This is a genomic window from uncultured Megasphaera sp. (genome assembly GCF_900539295.1).
Classification (GTDB): domain Bacteria; phylum Bacillota; class Negativicutes; order Veillonellales; family Megasphaeraceae; genus Megasphaera.
On the sequence record NZ_UQBH01000004.1, the window covers coordinates 98208 to 114874 of the forward strand.

13 protein-coding genes are annotated in these 16667 nt (G+C 54.4%); 4 read left to right on the forward strand and 9 right to left on the reverse strand.

Annotation, left to right across the window (positions count from 1 at the left end; genetic code table 11):
• From moaA to QZQ46_RS02415, 4 genes are read right to left on the reverse strand one after another with little or no spacing between them, the layout of a single operon-like run.
• Nucleotides 1–978: a GTP 3',8-cyclase MoaA gene (gene moaA, locus QZQ46_RS02400; protein WP_296826456.1), complete on the reverse strand. Its 978-nt coding sequence runs from the start codon at nucleotides 976–978 to the stop codon at nucleotides 1–3.
• Nucleotides 968–1465, reverse strand: a complete 498-nt coding sequence (gene moaC, locus QZQ46_RS02405; protein WP_296826458.1) for a cyclic pyranopterin monophosphate synthase MoaC — start codon at nucleotides 1463–1465, stop codon at nucleotides 968–970. Before moaC ends, moaA begins: the two co-directional genes overlap by 11 nt.
• 8 nt (nucleotides 1466–1473) lie before the next feature.
• Nucleotides 1474–2493 carry a molybdopterin-binding protein gene (locus QZQ46_RS02410; protein WP_296826460.1) on the reverse strand — a complete coding sequence of 340 codons (1020 nt, stop codon included), beginning with the start codon at nucleotides 2491–2493 and terminating at the stop codon, nucleotides 1474–1476.
• 6 nt (nucleotides 2494–2499) lie between these two features.
• Nucleotides 2500–2877: a winged helix-turn-helix domain-containing protein gene (locus QZQ46_RS02415; protein ID WP_296826462.1), complete on the reverse strand. Its 378-nt coding sequence runs from the start codon at nucleotides 2875–2877 to the stop codon at nucleotides 2500–2502.
• Between the two features lie 217 nt (nucleotides 2878–3094).
• Here QZQ46_RS02415 and QZQ46_RS02420 point away from each other — a divergent pair, with 217 nt between their 5' ends.
• The 4 genes from QZQ46_RS02420 to QZQ46_RS02435 all read left to right on the forward strand — a co-directional run bounded on the left by QZQ46_RS02420 (nucleotide 3095) and on the right by QZQ46_RS02435 (nucleotide 8206).
• On the forward strand, nucleotides 3095–4120 hold the full coding sequence (locus tag QZQ46_RS02420; protein WP_296826464.1) for a molybdopterin-guanine dinucleotide biosynthesis protein MobB: 1026 nt from the start codon (nucleotides 3095–3097) through the stop codon (nucleotides 4118–4120).
• Nucleotides 4121–4237: 117 nt separating this feature from the next.
• On the forward strand, nucleotides 4238–6442 hold the full coding sequence (gene fdhF, locus QZQ46_RS02425) for a formate dehydrogenase subunit alpha (RefSeq protein ID WP_296826466.1): 2205 nt from the start codon (nucleotides 4238–4240) through the stop codon (nucleotides 6440–6442).
• Nucleotides 6435–6971 (forward strand): 4Fe-4S dicluster domain-containing protein, encoded by a 537-nt coding sequence (locus QZQ46_RS02430; protein WP_296826468.1) that lies wholly within the window; start codon nucleotides 6435–6437, stop codon nucleotides 6969–6971. Before fdhF ends, QZQ46_RS02430 begins: the two co-directional genes overlap by 8 nt.
• Nucleotides 6972–6988: 17 nt before the next feature.
• Nucleotides 6989–8206, forward strand: coding sequence for a molybdopterin molybdotransferase MoeA (locus QZQ46_RS02435; RefSeq protein ID WP_296826470.1), 1218 nt, complete (start codon nucleotides 6989–6991; stop codon nucleotides 8204–8206).
• Between the two features lie 3 nt (nucleotides 8207–8209).
• On the opposite strand, the gene QZQ46_RS02440 is transcribed toward QZQ46_RS02435, so the two are convergent.
• The 5 genes from QZQ46_RS02440 to QZQ46_RS02460 all read right to left on the reverse strand — a co-directional run bounded on the left by QZQ46_RS02440 (nucleotide 8210) and on the right by QZQ46_RS02460 (nucleotide 16656).
• Nucleotides 8210–8926, reverse strand: coding sequence for a formate dehydrogenase accessory sulfurtransferase FdhD (locus QZQ46_RS02440; RefSeq protein ID WP_296826472.1), 717 nt, complete (start codon nucleotides 8924–8926; stop codon nucleotides 8210–8212).
• Nucleotides 8927–8947: 21 nt separating this feature from the next.
• A complete protein-coding gene (yqeB, locus tag QZQ46_RS02445; protein ID WP_296826474.1) occupies nucleotides 8948–9796 on the reverse strand; it encodes a selenium-dependent molybdenum cofactor biosynthesis protein YqeB in 849 nt (282 codons plus the stop codon).
• Between the two features lie 115 nt (nucleotides 9797–9911).
• Nucleotides 9912–12599 (reverse strand): selenium-dependent xanthine dehydrogenase, encoded by a 2688-nt coding sequence (gene xdh / locus QZQ46_RS02450; protein ID WP_296826476.1) that lies wholly within the window; start codon nucleotides 12597–12599, stop codon nucleotides 9912–9914.
• A 129-nt stretch (nucleotides 12600–12728) separates the two neighbouring features.
• Nucleotides 12729–14129 (reverse strand): dihydropyrimidinase, encoded by a 1401-nt coding sequence (gene hydA / locus QZQ46_RS02455; protein ID WP_296826478.1) that lies wholly within the window; start codon nucleotides 14127–14129, stop codon nucleotides 12729–12731.
• Between the two features lie 16 nt (nucleotides 14130–14145).
• Entirely contained in the window at nucleotides 14146–16656 is a 2511-nt protein-coding gene (locus tag QZQ46_RS02460) for an FAD-dependent oxidoreductase (RefSeq protein WP_296826480.1), read from the reverse strand.
• Nucleotides 16657–16667 lie beyond the last annotated feature (11 nt).

The following is a 16667-nucleotide window of genomic DNA, read 5'->3' on the forward strand; positions in this document are numbered from 1 at the left end:
TTATCCTCCGATCTGATTCATCGTCTTATGCTCGCTGATTTCGGTCTGCTCGCCGAAACAATGCTTGGCCGGCTTCTCGTAAACGGCCTGCGCCAGGGCTTCGACCAAAGACGACTCCGTCTCAGCCTTCGATTGACCGCTGCGAATGATTCTCCTCAAGTCGACGCCTTCATCGTAACAGAGGCAGGGTTTCAAAAAGCCCGTACTGGTCAGGCGCAGGCGATTACAGGAAGCACAAAAAGCGTGGGTGTTGGCGGCAATAAAGCCAATTCGCCCGCAGAGCTCCCGACTCTTATAATAGTCGGCCGGTCCGTTGCCATGCACTTCATCGGTCGGCGTCAGATCTGGATATACACCGCCCAAGATTTTCAGGCAGTCTTCCCGAGTAAGGCCGGAAAGAGTCGTTCCAAAGCCGATGGGCATCAACTCGATGAAGCGGACGTCAATGGGCCGGCGCCGTGCCAAGCCCGCCAATTTTACGATCTGATTCTTCGTTTCCGCCAATAAGACGGCGTTTACTTTAACGTTTACCCCGAAGTCGGCAGCAGCATCCAGGGCCGAAAGGACGACCGACAGGTCTCCTCCGCCGGTCAGCCGGGCATACTGGTCGCCATCGAGAGTATCTACACTAATGTTGATACCGTCAATTCCAAGAGCGGTTAAGGCCGGCAAAGCCTCTTTCAGCAGCAGGCCGTTGGTCGTCATCGTCACCGAGCGGACGCCGGAAAGAGATTTCAAGGCTTTCATAAAATCGACGGCCCCCTTGCGGACCAGGGGTTCACCGCCGGTAATCTTAAATCGATTGATTCCGAGGGCGACGGCCGCCCGGCAAACAGCCATCATTTCTTCATAGCGAAGAACTGCATCATGGCCGACGCTTGCGACGTCGTCGGGCATGCAGTAGCGGCAGCGAAGGTTGCAGCGGTCGGTCAAAGACAGGCGGAGATAGTCAATGGTCCGCCCCCATCTATCCCTCATGGTCAAGGCCTCCGTCATATTGGAAATGGCCGCTTTTCCCGCCGATTTTTTCGACGACGTGAATGTCTTTGAGGCACATTCTTTTATCAATGGCCTTGCACATGTCGTAAACTGTGAGCAGGGCTGTCGATACGCCGGTCAGCGCCTCCATTTCGACGCCGGTCTTGCCGTCGCACTTGACGGTGCAGCGCCCTTCGATTTCACAGACATCGTCGTGAAAGATAAATTCAATACCGCATTTGGTAAGGTTTAAAATATGACATAAGGGGATGAGATCACTGGTCCTTTTGGCACCCATGATGCCGGCGACTCGGGCAACGCCGAGGACGTCGCCCTTTTTCACGGCCCCTTGTTTCACAGCATCGTAACATTCACGACTCATGGCAATGCGCCCGCAGGCAACGGCCATCCGTGCCGTTACGGCCTTGCCGCTGACGTCGACCATGACGGCATTGCCGTTGCTGTCAATATGTGTAAACGGGTTCACAAGAACACCTACTTTCCAAAACCACAGTTCGGGAAGGTACAGACCGGACAGTTGAGACACAGTCCGCCTTCACCGAGACGGGATAAATCGGCAGCCGTTACGGGAACATCGGCCATGAGTGACGGCAGGACCAGGTCAAAGATCGTCCGCTTAGCATACATGACGCAGCCCGGAAGGCCGACGATGGGACGGTTATCGGCCGTATAGGCCAATAAAAACATAGCTCCCGGCAGTACCGGAGCCCCGTAGGACACGATGCGGGCATCGGTATTTTTGATAGCCAGCGGCGTCTGGTCGTCAGGGTCGACACTCATGCCGCCCGTACAGAAAACCATATCCATGCCGGCGTCGAGCATCTCCTGAATCGCTGCCGTAATGGCCGCCGGATCATCAGCCAAGACCTTGTGCATGGCCATTTCCGCATCAAATTCAGCCAGTTTACTTTCAATGACCGGCGTAAAGGTGTCCTCAATGCGGCCGTGAAAGACTTCATTTCCCGTCGTGACAACGCCGGCCCGCTTCTTCTGAAAAGGATGGACATCGAGCAGCGGTTCCGTACCGGCAGCCGCCTTGGCTTGTTCCATCTTTTCTTTTTTTATGACCAAGGGAATGACACGGGTTCCGGCCAGTTTGTCACCTTTGCGAACGGCAAACCCGCCATGACGGGTGGCAATCATCATTTCACCCAGGGAATTGACGGCCTGCAGCTCCTTACGGCGAACGGTCATCATACCGTCACAGTCGGCGATGAGCTCGATTTTCCCTTCCTTAGGCTCGCTGCCGTGCATGTTGGCCCCCATGCAAATATCCCGTAGAATGGCGGCACCTTCATTTTCATGATAAACGGTATCGTCGTTTTCCCAGATATAGACGTGGTCTTTGCCGACTGACAGCAAGACGGGAATATCTTCTTCCTTAATGATATGGCCCTTGCGAAACACCGGCGCCTTGGTAACGCCGCGGATAATCTGCGTAATATCGTGACAGAGAATATGACCGACAGCGTCTTCTGTTTTCATCATTTTCATAACGATCTAGCCTCTCATCTCTTTTAATTTTTGCAGCTCTTGTTCATTGAACAGCACTTCGAACTGCTCTGCCGCTGCAGCGCGGACAGCCCGGTCCATCTGCTCATAGCGGATCAGGATTTCTTCGGCCTGACAGGTCAGGACCGATCGGCCGCCGTCCCTGCCGCCAACATAGCGGCGGATGAGCGGAAAGCCCCAGATGGCCTCGGCGTCGCGCATGATGGTCCAGGCCTTCGAGTAGGACATGTTCATATCCCGGGCAGCCCCCTGCAGCGAGCCATGGCGGCGGACGCCGTCCAAGAGCTCGGCCACGCCGGGGCCAAAGGCCCGCTTGTCGCCCAACAGACACATCATGACTTTATAGTGAAGTTTTTGCCCTTCCATGAGCGCCCCCTCACACCGTTATTCGCAGACGCAAATAACGGACAGAAAAAATAAATTCCGCAGCTTATGGGCTGCCAGTTTCGACTAAGCTCATTATACATTAAAATCTGTTAGCTTGCCATACTTTTTTTGTGGAAACTTATTGTTAACTTCCTAACCTTATCACATAAAATCATGGTATAATATAATTATATTATAATAAAGGACGTGATAGAGAATGATAAAACACTCGCATCGATTCTCCTTGGGCCTGATTATCCTGGCCGGAGGCGAAAGTTCTCGCATGGGCCACGATAAGGCAACCCTTCCTTGGAACGGTACGGACCGCTTGACCGATTTACTGCTGCGCAGTCAGCGAGCTCCGTTTGCAGAACGAGTCGTTTCCATCAACCGGGATTATACCCCCAAGAACCTGCCGGCCAAACTCGCCCGTACGGTCCGCACCGTTGCCGACAACGTCCAGCACTGCGGCCCCCTTGGCGGATTGGAAGCTGCTATGAAAGACGGCCAATGCGACTACTACCTGGTGCTGTCTGTCGATCTTCCGTTCTATGATTTTTCGCCGATTTCAGACATCCTCAGACCCGTTCGCCGCAACCCGGACCTCATGGCCGTCATTCCTCAGACGAAAGACGGCCGCGACCAGCCATTAGCTGCCCTCTACAGCAAAGAACTGGTTCCGGAAATTACTAAGCAGCTCCAGACCGGCAACTACTGTCTGAAAGAATTTCTTCAGAGGGTCCCGACGGCAGTCCTGAAATCCTGTCGCCCGGCCCTGTACCTCAACCTCAATACCTTTGCCGACTACGAAGCAGCCAAAGGACGGGCCGCCAACAGCCGACGCCAAGTTCCGGTCGTAACCTTGACGGCACCGGAGTCAGGAGACGGCAAGACGACTGCCGCCGAAACGGCCATTGCCGAACTGACGCGCCGCGGCTACCACGTCGCCTACATTAAAAGCACGCACCACACGGACTGTAAACCCAAGGCCGGCTCCGATACGGACCGGGCCAGAAGCGCCGGCGCCGTAGCCGCCTGTCTCTGCAGTCCTGATATGATCGGACCGGAAACGCAAAAAGAAGATGTTATCCTTGATTTGGCACAGCAGCAGCTCGCCGATTTAGTTCTCGTCGAAAGTCACAATCACGGACCATTTCCACAAATCGATATCCTGCAGACCGATTCCGCGAATATCGTCAATCATATCTTATTCCTGACGGGATACCGTTCGTCGGAAATATAAGCCCTTAGTGATTATTTAATTGCATCTCGCAGACAGAAGTTCTACTATGAGACCATAGCCGTATATCCTGCCCGTGATGTACAAAAAATCAGTCGAGCTCAAAAGCGAGGTGTTACTATGAACTCCTATAAACACATCGACACAGTCTGTCCTTACTGCGGAACAGGCTGTGTCATTACTTGTACCGTAGATTCGGAAAAGAACCGCGTCATCGAAGCAAAAGGTTCTCCCCGTGGAGTCAATAATGAAGGCCGTCTTTGCTTAAAAGGCCTTTACGGCTGGGATTATCTGAACGATCCCCAAATCCTTACCAAGCGCATCCGCCACCCCATGATCCGCAAGGGCGGCAAGGGGAGTTCCTTGGTCGAAGTCTCTTGGCAGGAAGCCATCGAATACACGGCGTCCCGCCTCAAGGCCATTATCAAAGAATACGGTCCCGACGCCGTCATGGGTGCCGGCTCGGCCCGCGGCCCCGGCAATGAAGCCGCTTATATTACCCAGAAATTCATGCGTGCCGTCATCGGCACCAACAACGTTGACCACTGCGCCCGCATCTGCCACGGTGCCTCCGTGGCCGGCCTGAGCCAGTCTGTCGGCGAAGGCGCCATGTCGGTCAGCATTCCTGAAATCGAAGATGCTGAAGTCATTTTCAACATCGGCTATAACGCACCTGTCTCTCATCCCCTCGTAGCCCGCCGCATCGTCAAGGCCAAAAAGAAGGGCTGTAAAATCATCTGCGTCGACCCCCGCCTGACTGAAATGGGGCGGCTGGCAGACATCTACCTGCCCTTAAAGGGCGGTACCAACATGCTGCTGCTCAACGCCATGGCCCACGTCATGGTAACGGAAGATTTGGTCGACCACGAATTCATCGATAAGCATACAACGGGATTTGAAGCCTATGCCGAAGAAATTGCCCAAGACAAGTATGCCCCGAAAGCCGTCGCCGCTGCGACCCGTTTGGATCCCGACACCATTCGGGAAGCAGCCCGTCTCTTTGCTTCATCGAAACATACCGTAACCCTGTGGGGCATGGGCATCACCCAGTTTTCACAAGGCGTCGAATGCGTCATCGCCTGCTCCAACCTCAGCCTCATGACCGGCAACTACGGCCATTATGCCACCGGCGTCGGTCCGGTCCGCGGCCAGAACAACGTCCAAGGGACCTGTGACATGGGTCTCCTGCCCAATCAGTATCCGGGCTATCAGCCCGTAACCGACGAAGCAGTCCGCCGCAAATTCGAAAAAGCCTGGGGCTGTTTACTGCCGGACAAGGTCGGCCTGCCCCTTACACGGGTCCCGGCCAGAGTCCTCCGCGAAAAAGATCCGAAGAAGCAGATTCACGCCTACTACATCATCGGCGAAGACCCAGCCCAGTCCGATCCGGACCTGCCGGAAATCAGACGGACCTTAAATGCCATCGACTTCGTCGCCGTTCAAGACATCTTCTTTAACAAGACCTGTGAACACGCTGACGTCGTCTTCCCGGCTACGGCCTGGGGCGAACACGATGCCGTCTACTCTTCATGCGACCGCCGCTTCCAGCGCGTCCGCAAACTGATTGAACCGACCCCGGACTGCAAACCCGACTGGGAAATCCTCTGCCTCTTGGCCTCGGCTATGGGCTATCCCATGCACTACGACAACACCGAAGAAATTTGGGATGAAATGCGCTCCCTCTGTCCCAAATTTGCCGGCGCAACCTACGAAAAACTGGATGCCAATCACGGTATTCAATGGCCCTGCACCGACGAAGATCCCGCCGATAAGGGTACGCAGTTTCTCCATAAGGGTGCCAAATTTGCCACCGATGACGGCAAGGGCCGTTTTTACTACTTCCCGTGGATGCCCGTCAAAGAGCTGGAAAGCCCCGATTATCCCCTGTCCCTGTCGACAGTACGAGAAGTCGGCCACTATTCTGTCCGCACCATGACCGGCAACTGCCGCCTCCTCGTCGACTTGGCCGACGAACCGGGCTTCATCCAAATGAATCCCGACGACTGCAAGAGCCTCGATATTGCCGACGGCGACTTAGTCCGCGTCATCTCTAAACGGGGCCAGACCATTACTCGCTGCCAGGTTTCTGACCGGGTCTCCCAAGGTGCTACATACATGACCTACCAGTGGTGGATCGGTGCCTGCAATGAATTGACCATCTCGGCCTTAGACCCCAAGAGCAGCACGCCGGAATATAAATACTGTGCCTGCCGCGTCGAAAAAATCGATGACCAAAAGCAGGCCGAAATGGATGTAAAAACCCAGTACGCTGCGATTCGCAGCCGCATGGGAATTGGAAATGAAGGGGGCTTCAGCCATGTTTAATCACATTAAGACCGATCCGGAACTCTGCATCGGCTGTAAGACCTGCATGGCAGCCTGCGTCGCCAGCCATACGGGCAAGGCCTTGTTCGCCCTGAAGCCGAACAGCTTTGACTTTACACCTCGTGTTCACGTCGTTTATACGTCAAAAATCACCAAGGCTGTCCAGTGCCAGCAGTGTCCGAAACCGCGCTGTCTTGACGCCTGCCCCTTCCACTGCATCTCTCTCGGGGAAGATTCCGTCGTCATCGATGAAGACGCCTGCCGGGGCTGCGGCAAGTGTTCCAAGGCCTGCCCCTTTGACGCCATCACTATGACCCGCATTTACCACGGCAATACAAAGGGCCGCCCTTTCCGTATCATCGCCTATAAATGCGACCTCTGCTGCCATACCGAAACGGGGGCGCCGGCCTGCATTCCCGCCTGTCCGACAGAAGCCTTAAGCCTCTTCAAGCCTAAAGCAAATCCGTCCCGACAAGCAAAAAAAGCTGACGCCATGCCTTCAGTAGACACCATCGCCAGCCATCATTAAAAAGGATATCAATACATATGGAAATCGTAACGATTACCGAAGCAAGGCGCCGTCTCCGCGGCGCCTTGTCTTCCTATCAGCCTGAAACAGAACAGATTTCACCGGAAGATGCCGTCGGCCGCATTACGGCCAAAGACATTACGGCGGCCCATCCCTATCCGCCCTACCGCAAATCGCCTTTCGACGGTTATGCCATCTGCAGCCATAATCAAAAGACCTATGACGTCGTCGCCACCATCGGTGCCGGCATCGTCTATGACGGCCCAGTCAGGCCGGGTCAGGCTGTCCGACTGATGACGGGCTGCGCCGTCCCTGACGACTGCGACACCGTCATTCCCCAAGAGTACACCGTCAAAAAGGATGACCGGATTGAGCTGACAGAAAACATCGACCGCGGAAGCAATATCATTCCCATCGGTGAAGAGTGCCAAAAGGGCGCCGTCATCATCCCCAAGGGAACGAAGCTCACGGCCGGTGCCGTTTCAGCAGCCGTCGGCATGGGCAACACGGTATTTTCAGTCTTCACCAAGACAAAGGTTTTATTCCTGACGTCCGGCCGGGAGCTGGTTTTACCCGGAGAGGCACGGCACAAGGGCCAAATCTATAATTCCAACGCCTTCCTGTTCCGTCCCATCTTGGAGCAACATCAGGCTGAGGTCACCTTTTATCACGTTTCCGACGGACCGGAACGACTCGACGCCGAAACGGAAAAAATTCGAACCTTGAGCCGTAACGCCGATCTCATCGTCAGCACCGGAGGCGTATCCGTCGGCCTCTACGACACGATGCCCCAAATCTACGGCAGTCTCGGTGCCGTCCAACTCTACAACCGCATCACCATGCGCCCCGGCTCTGCCTCTTACGGCGGCGTCATCAAGGGGGCGTCGGGAAAGGCAACGATAGTTCTCGGCCTGTCCGGCAATCCGTCAGCAGCCTTCAATGCCTTTCAGCTGTTGACCGTCCCTATCCTGCGTCAATTAAACGGGGAAGAAGACTGGTCTTTTTCCATCGTCACCTGTCGGCTGAGCCATGCTATTCATAAAGAAAATCCCGTCGACCGCTTCGTCCAGGGCCGCATCTCCTTTGAAGGCGGTCAGCCGTTCTTTACGCCGAACACAACCCTCACGTCGAGTGCCCTCTTGGGTCTTTCTCAGGTCAATGCCCTGGGCTGCATCAAAAAAGGAACGCCTCCCTTATCAGAAGGCGCTCCTATCGAAGCTATATTGCTGCCGTGACGATTACCACGAAAGCCGTTCGCCATGGGCAAAGACCTTAAAAGAATCGGGTCTCAGGCCACAGACGACGGTGATGCCGTATTTCTCTGCCAAGGCAATGCCCAGGCTAGTCGGCAAGGCACGCGATGCCAAAAAGCGCACGCCCAGACCGTGGACCTTTTCAATGACCGATTGCGGCACGCGGCCGCTGAAAACCAGGACGGCCTGACTGACATCGATATGCCCCAGTTCTACAAAACCGCGCAGTCTGTCGAGGACGTTGTGGCGGCCGATATCTTCGGTGTAAACGAGGACTTTATCGCCGACTACCAGAGCCCCTTCATGGACACCGTGAGAGGCGTGATGGGCCGTCGACAAACTGTCCAAAAGGCCGCCATAGGAACAGAGCTTCTCAGCCGATATCGGTTCAAAGGGCTCCTCTTTAAGAGACGGCCGACTTCCCTCTTGGGTCGTAACAAAGGCCGAGCCGTCTTGCAGGTGAATATCGGACAGAACCCGGCCGTCGGCCACCTTCCCTTCAGCCAGACAGTAGCCTGCTGCTAAAATATCGACGTCTTCCGGCGATGATATGAGCGTACTGATACGCTCTCCATCAAGATAAAGCGGAGTCATGACCTCGACGGCGATGGACTGTTGTTTCTGAACGGCCCCTTGATGATAATCGACATAAGATAATTCTCGGCACGAAGCAAAATGCAGTGCGTCTTTCTCTGTTTCCATATAAAGCCCCTCGATTCTTAGTTAAAATAAATCATCCCGGCCCAGCCAAAGGAGGGCCGTCAGCACAGCGCCGCCAAGGCTGCGTGCCTTGTCCGAAATGGTAAAGCAGTTGCTGTACTCACTCTCCCGCGGATCGATATCGGCAATCTTAAACCCCTTAGGCGCATAATAGCCGTCGCGAATGAGCCCGCGGACGATACCCGTCAGGGATGCCAAAACCGGCAGCCCCATCTCTGCCCTTGCCTTCGTATCAGCAGGCAGGAGATTCTTCGTCAGGACAGCCATAGGCTGTCCTTTTTTTACGCTGTCGCCAATGCCGACCAAGCCGTAGACATAGCCTGACGATTCACTGTGGATGACCCGTTCCTTGCCATAGCCGGCAATGATTCCCGGTATGCCCGTATTGGGCATAGCCGCCCCCTCGCGGATGATGCGTCCCAATTGATGGCCCCGCTGCGTTTCAATGACGGCGTCTACGTCGCGGCCTGCCGTAAATCCCGGCCCTAAGGCCACGGTGTGGCCGGCCATAGCGCGGTTCGTCCCCAAGTTCTTCTTGGCCAGGATGGCGTCGACGACGGCCCACGGGCGGAGAACCTGAATCGCCTGTCCCCCGGGATCGACGAGGAGGGGAATCTCCTGACAAGCCCAAACATCGGGCAGGTCATCAATGGAGTCACACCGCCGGCAAGTCAGGTGCTCTACGACAGCCTTTCCGTCATAGACGGCTTCACAAAGCGAAACCTGGCGGCGAATGGCAGACGGACGGGCCGTTTCCAAGATAAGAACCTGAAACCCTGCCTGGTATAAAGATTGGACGACGCCGGTCGCAAGATCACCGCCGCCGCGAACAATAATCAATCTATCCTTCATAATAATCCTTCCTATAAAATCCCCCTCAGCCTGCCGGGCAGGTGAGGGGTTTTATGATGTCTTCTTATTGTATTATACTGCATTTTAAGCCTATCGTCAGGGCCTTTTAAAGGCCTTATTTTTTTCGGCTGTACGGTGTCCCTTTCAAGGGAATTTCCGTTTGGAACTCGCCGTTCCACTTGTAGTATGCACCGGCAACAGCCGGTGCCGTCGGAATCGACGTGATTTCACCGACACCGATGGCACCGTAAGCGACATCGACGCCTTCTTTTTCAATGGCAATGGCTTCGACGTCAGGAGCCTTATCGGCCCGCATCAGGCCTAAGGTCCCGTATTTGGCTGTCGGTTTGCAGTTATCGAGGGGGTACTGCTCGCTTAAGGCATAGCCGCAGCCCATGATCGTCCCGCCTTCGATCTGTCCTTCTAAGCTCTTGCGGTTGACGACGCGGCCGACGTCGTGGGCGGAGACCATCTTCCGAATCGTCCCGTCTTCGTTCAGGATGCAGACATGAGTCGCATAGCCATAGGCGACGTGCGATACGGGATTGGCCACGTCGGCGCCCATCTTATCGGTCTTGCCGAGATATTCCCCGATGTATTCCCGACCGCTCAGACTATCCAAATCACTGCCGGTAAAGCGAACGGCTGCCGTCGCCGGCGATTCCTGCTCAACGGTGACGCCTTCCAGATAATCACTGGGGCGACTCGTTTCTTCATAAACCAATCCGTTGGCACGGAATAAATCCTGCCGCAGCTGCTTAGCAGCCCGCCGCGCCGCTTCCCCGGTCAGTGTCGTCTGCCGGGACCCGGACGTCGTACCGGCATCGGGAGACGTCGCCGTATTGGGCATATGCCACTTAATGGCCTCAATAGGAAGGCCGGCAGCTTGGGAAACAATCTGCACCAAGACCGTTCCGACGCCCTGGCCGATACAGGATGCCGACGAGTAAACGTGAACCCGTCCGTCGCTGACAGCTAAACGGCAGCGGCCATAGTCAGGCAGACCGACGCCGACGCCGGAGTTCTTCAGCGCACAGCCGATGCCCACATAGGGGCCGCTGTGATAGTACGCATCTTTGACGGCTTCCAGCGTCTCTACCAGCCCCGTCGACGGGTCGGCAATCTGACCGTTAGGCAGGACGTCACCCGGGCGGATGGCATTGCGATATCGGATTTCCCAGGGGTCGATACCGGCCATTTCAGCCAGTTTATTTAAGTTTAATTCCGTTGCAAAAATAGTTTGGGTTACGCCGAACCCGCGAAAAGCGCCGGCCGGCGGATTATTAGTGTAAACGGCTGTTCCTTCGATGTCGATGGTCTGGTAATTATAAGGACCGGCAGCATGCGTACAGGCCCTTTGCAGAACAGGTCCTCCGAGGGAGGCATAGGCACCGTTGTCGGTGACAGCAACGAGTTTCATAGCCGTCAGTTTCCCAGTTTCATCACAGGCCGTCGTTAAATCCATGCTGAACTGATGGCGTTTCGGATGAATGAGAATGCTTTCTTGCCGCGTCAGCTTCACTTTACAGATGCGTTTACAGACGTAGGCCACGAGGGCTGCCAAATGCTGGACCGTCACGTCTTCTTTGCCGCCGAAGCCGCCGCCGACGAAGCAGTTTTCAACGACGACCTTTTCTTCCGGCAGGCCCAACATGAGGGCCGTTTCGCGACGCGTATCATAAATACCCTGGTCGGACGAATAGATGAATACGCCGTCATCAAAGGGCATGGCGACGGCACATTCCGGTTCCAAGAAGGCATGCTCCGTCCACGGCGTTTCGAAATGATGGGTTACCTTATATTTCGACGCGGCAATGACGGCATCGGCGTCGCCGCGAACCAGGTGTTCGTGAGCTAAGACATTGGTCCCAGCCGACGGATGGACCAGCGGAGCACCTTCGGCCAGGGCTTCGTCAGCACAGGTCAGGGGCGGCAGCTCTTCATACTCAATTTCAACCAGCTTCTTGGCCTGTTCCAGTATCTCCGGCGTTTCGGCGGCTACCATGGCGATGGCATCGCCTAAATAATGAGTAACCGTGCCGACGGGAATCAGCGTATCCCAGTCGACCTTCAAATGACCGACCTTGACCGACCCGGGAATATCGTCGGCTGTCAGCACACAGACGACGCCGGGCAGGGCCTTGGCCTTTTCGGTGTGAACGGCCTTTACAACGGCCCGGGGATAGGTACTGCGAATAGCGCTGCCATAGCACATGCCCGGTAAATCGACGTCATCTAAATCGTCGGTATACTTACCAGTCCCCAAGACCTTCGTTTTAACATTGACTCTTTGACAGTGCTCGCCGACGCCGCGATAGCCCCCGACGACGGGAATCGGCTTATCGTCCCGCAGGAGTTCTGCCGCTAAGGCAATGGCATCGATGATTTTTTTATAGCCCGTGCAGCGGCAAATATTGTTGCGGATAGCCGCCGTGATCTCCAGTCTCGTCGGTGCCGGATTGGCATCGATGAGGGCCTTGCCGCACATGACCATGCCGGGAATACAGAAGCCGCACTGGACGGCACCGGCTTCACCAAAAGCATAGACGAAGACGTCCTTTTCCCGCTGTGACAAGCCTTCCACCGTCAAAATTTTCTTTCCTTCGAAGCGGCCGGCTTTCTGCACACAAGCCTTGGTCGCCTTACCGTCAATGACGACCGTACAAGTTCCGCAGGCGCCTTCACTGCAGCCGTTCTTGACGGATTTCAGCCGCAGGTCGCGCCGTAGAATATCGATTAATTTACGTTCCGGATCGACGGCCACTTCCCGGCCATTGATCCATAAGCTGCATGTCCTATCCATAACAGTTCCTCTTTCCGCCCGTTTCGGGCTGTCTGTCTGTCATGGCTGCCATTTCACCTGAGTGAGGCCTCAGACGAGGGAAAATACCAGACAGGAAATGATACTCATGAACATTCAAGGGATATGAATTTATCCACTGACAATGTCCTCATAAGAAGCGGTCCGCTTCCGGCGCAGCAGTCGGCCATAGTCTTTCTGTCCTAAAAAGACGTTGTCTTTAGCAATTATCTGACCTCTCAGCATAACGGCCGCAATCGTGCAGTCCGTCGTCATCCCTTCATAAGGCGAGTAGCCGCAGGTCGTATGCAAGTTCTCTTTATGAATCGTCCGCTTCCGGGACGGATCGATGATGACGATGTCGGCGTCACTTCCCGGCAGGAGGCTGCCCTTTTGCGGATAGAGGCCGAATATCTTAGCCGCGTTGGTACTGGTCACGCGCACGAACTGGCTCAGCGACAAACGTCCCTTTACGACGCCTTCACTAAATAACAGCGGCATCCGTTCTTCTACGCCGGATACGCCGCCGGGACAACCGCGAAAATCAGCTGCATGGGCCTGTTTTTCTTCTATCGTAAAAGGGCAGTGGTCCGTCGCAACGACTTGAATCGTCCCATCCCGCAGAGCCTGCCATAAAGCGTCATTATCTGCTTTTTGCCGCAGCGGCGGAGCCATCATGTATTTAATACCTTCCATCGGTCCGCCATTGATAAACTTATCTTCTGTAAGCATCAAGTACTGCGGACACGTTTCAGCGTATAGATTCCGCTGTCCCTCTTGTCGGGCCAGGCGAATGCAGTCCACACTTTCATGGGCCGACGTGTGAACGATGTAAACGGGAGCATCCCCACAGGCGCGGGCCGCCGCTAAGACCTGACTGACAGCCGATGCCTCAGCCGCGTTGGGGCGAGTTCTGGCTTGCCCGATAGGTTCCAATTCAGCCTTTGTCAGAGATCGACGCAGACTGTTGGTAATACCGTCGCTTTCGGCATGTACCGTAAGCAGTCCGCCATGGGCTTTCATCACCGGCAAAATTCTCATTAAATCCGCGTCTCCCATGGGATAGCCGTACGTCGTATAAGCCTTAAAACTCGGAAAACCGTCCTCAATGAGCTGCGCTAAATCATGTAAGATCGTCTCGTCGACGTGCTGAAATACACCATGGAAGCTGTAGTCGACGGGACAATCTTCGGCGAGCTTTTTATACTGCTCAAAAGGATAGCGCAAAGAACCACCGTCTGGGCCAAAGGCCATATGGTCGATGATGGTCGTCGTCCCGCCGCAGGCTGCAGCCACACCACCGCTGTAAAAGTCGTCACAAGCTCGATACTGAGGCGACTGCTGCAAATCCATGTGGGTATGGGGATCGATGCCGCCGGGGCAGACATACATTCCATCAGCATTGATGACTTCTTCACTGCCGCGATGAATGCCTCCCCCGATAGACCAGATTTTTCCATCCCGAAGGGTGATATCCGATTGAAAATGTTCTTCGCCAAGGCAAACCGTTCCACCTTTGATGACATAATCCATGATGTTTCCTTCTTCCTTACTTCAGTAACAGATAATCGTAATCTTTAACGACAGCCTTCATGAACCCGCGAAGTTCTTCGGGGATAGTGTCTTCATCCGTACCGAGCGTCGTCGTCAAAACCCGCCCATCGAGCCGGACCTTACAGAATCCGCTTTGTTTATCGATGACGGCAAAGCCTTGGTTTTCACTGTTCATGAAATCGTCTTCATTGGCAAACAGGGTGAATTTATCCATGTACGGCGCCCCGCCCCAGGGACAGAAGGTCCGGCAGTTTCCACATTCGTTGCACATGGCGTCGACGTGGAGGATCTGCCGCTGCATATGCCCCGGAACTTCAATGGCGACGTTGGCCCGGTTGGGACAGACTTCAGCACAGACTTCACAGATGCTGTCGCAGCGGAGGCAGCGGCCATCACAGCCTTCTGCCGGCGGAGCAACCAAAAAGCCTCGTCCATCGTAAACGGCGTTTACATCAGGCATAAGGGTCGTATCGACGCTGGTAAGCTGCCCTAAAATCTGTTCAGCTGCCTGCTTTCCGTCGGCAATGCATTCTACGACAGACGTCGTCTTTCCGTAATGACCATCACCAATGAGGATCAATCCATCGAGGTCACCGGCAGCCGCTGCACCGATTTTTCCCTTTACACCGCAGGCGGACAGAATATAGTCAAAAGAGTCCAATTCATCGAGAGAGGAAACGGCCTTGTCGGAAACGATACGCACCCCGAGTTTTTGAATCAAGGCCACGTCTTTATCGATGGCTTCCGCCGAAATTTGACCTTTCTTTTCACAGAGGAAGGTACGGACCAAACCGCCGGGAGCCGGATTTTTATCGAATATAGTAACGGTTATGCCGCCGCGGGCTAAGAAGTAAGCCGCAGACAGACCTGCCGGACCGCCGCCGATGACGGCTGCCGTTTTCCCGATTGGCGCCGGGGCCGAAAGAGATGCCATGACGCCCTCAAATCCTTTTTCAGCAGCGATGAGCTTATTGCGCCGGATTTCGACAGCATCTTCATAGAAGTTTCGCGTACAGCTGTTCATACACGTATGATAACAGACCGTCCCGGTAATAAAAGGCAGGGGATTCTTTTCCATTATAATCTGAAGGGCTTCTACATATTTTCCCTCAGCCACTAAATCCATGTAAGCCGTAATATCCTGATGGATGGGACAGGTTTCGATACAGGGTGCCATGAAGCAGTCCATCAGCGGCAATTCTCGTCCGTTCTTTCGATGCTGGAATTTCGGATCCAAGCGGGCGTAGTGGCTGTCACCGGACGCCGTCTTCAATAAAGCATCGAGTTTACCGACGTTTACACCGTTAAACACCTGCCCCGATGTTCCCTCAAAGACTTGGGCTAACTGTACCAAGCGTTCATAGCCGCCAGGCTTCAACAGGGTCGTTGCTACCGTAACCGGCCAGATACCGGCCTCTACGATATCGCCAATATTGTGGGCATCGGCACCGCCGCTGTAGGAAATGGGCAGTCTTCCGTCAAAGGCTTCACTCAATTTTTTAGCCACGTTCATAGACAGGAAGAACAAAGGCTTGCCCGACATGTACATTTCCGTTCCCGGCAGTTCATGGCGCGTAATATCTACAGGGAAGGTATTGGTCAATTTTACGCCAAAGATTCGCCCTTCAGCTGCGCCGACATCTTGGAGTCGTTTTAGGAGTGCCACGGCATCATCATACTGTAAATCGGCCTTAAAGTGGCTGTCATCAAAGACCATGTGACCGTAGCCCAAGGTATCCATGCAGTTTCGCACGAACTCATACCCGAGGAGGGTCGGATTACATTTCACAAAGGTATGGACCTTCTTTTCTCTCAATAAGTAGCTGGCGATTCGTTCAATTTCATCGGGCGGACAACCGTGCATCGTCGATACGGTAATCGAATTGCAAATCTCAGCGGGAATGGCTTCGACGTCTTCTCGGCTCAGTTTCTGGAATCGATCTAAATGACGCAGCAGCCACGATTTACATTCATTGAAGATTGCCGTGTGGGACGCATCCTTCAAGTTTTCTATGAAGGAGTCAATTTTCGGCGTCTGTATGCCGGCTAAATCATAGCCGACGGACATGTTGAACTGCATCCCGTCAAATCTTCCGAGGCCGTATTCAACGGCCATGACATGGACTAAAAACCAAGCTTTTACATACTCTTCAAAGGCCTTAGGAACGGTCAGTTCTGTCGACCATTCGACGTTGTAACATTCGTCATCGGCCTTGATGCAGGGTTTAGGAACGGGCAGATCTTCGCCGTCGAGTTGCTGTACCGTCTTCAATTCAAAGAACCTGGCCCCGGCAGCATATCCGGCAGCAATGTTTTGTGCCAACTGTGTATGAGGCCCGGCAGCCGGCCCGAAGGGCAGTTCCAAGGGTCTGTCAAAAATTCCATAGGGTCGCTGAGCCCCTGCCTTATATTGATGGTGAACGCCAAAAATCGTGCCGCTCGGCGCTTCCCGTAATATCCAATTCATTAAATTTCCAAAAGGAATCGATGTCATACGATCACTCACGATACACGCCT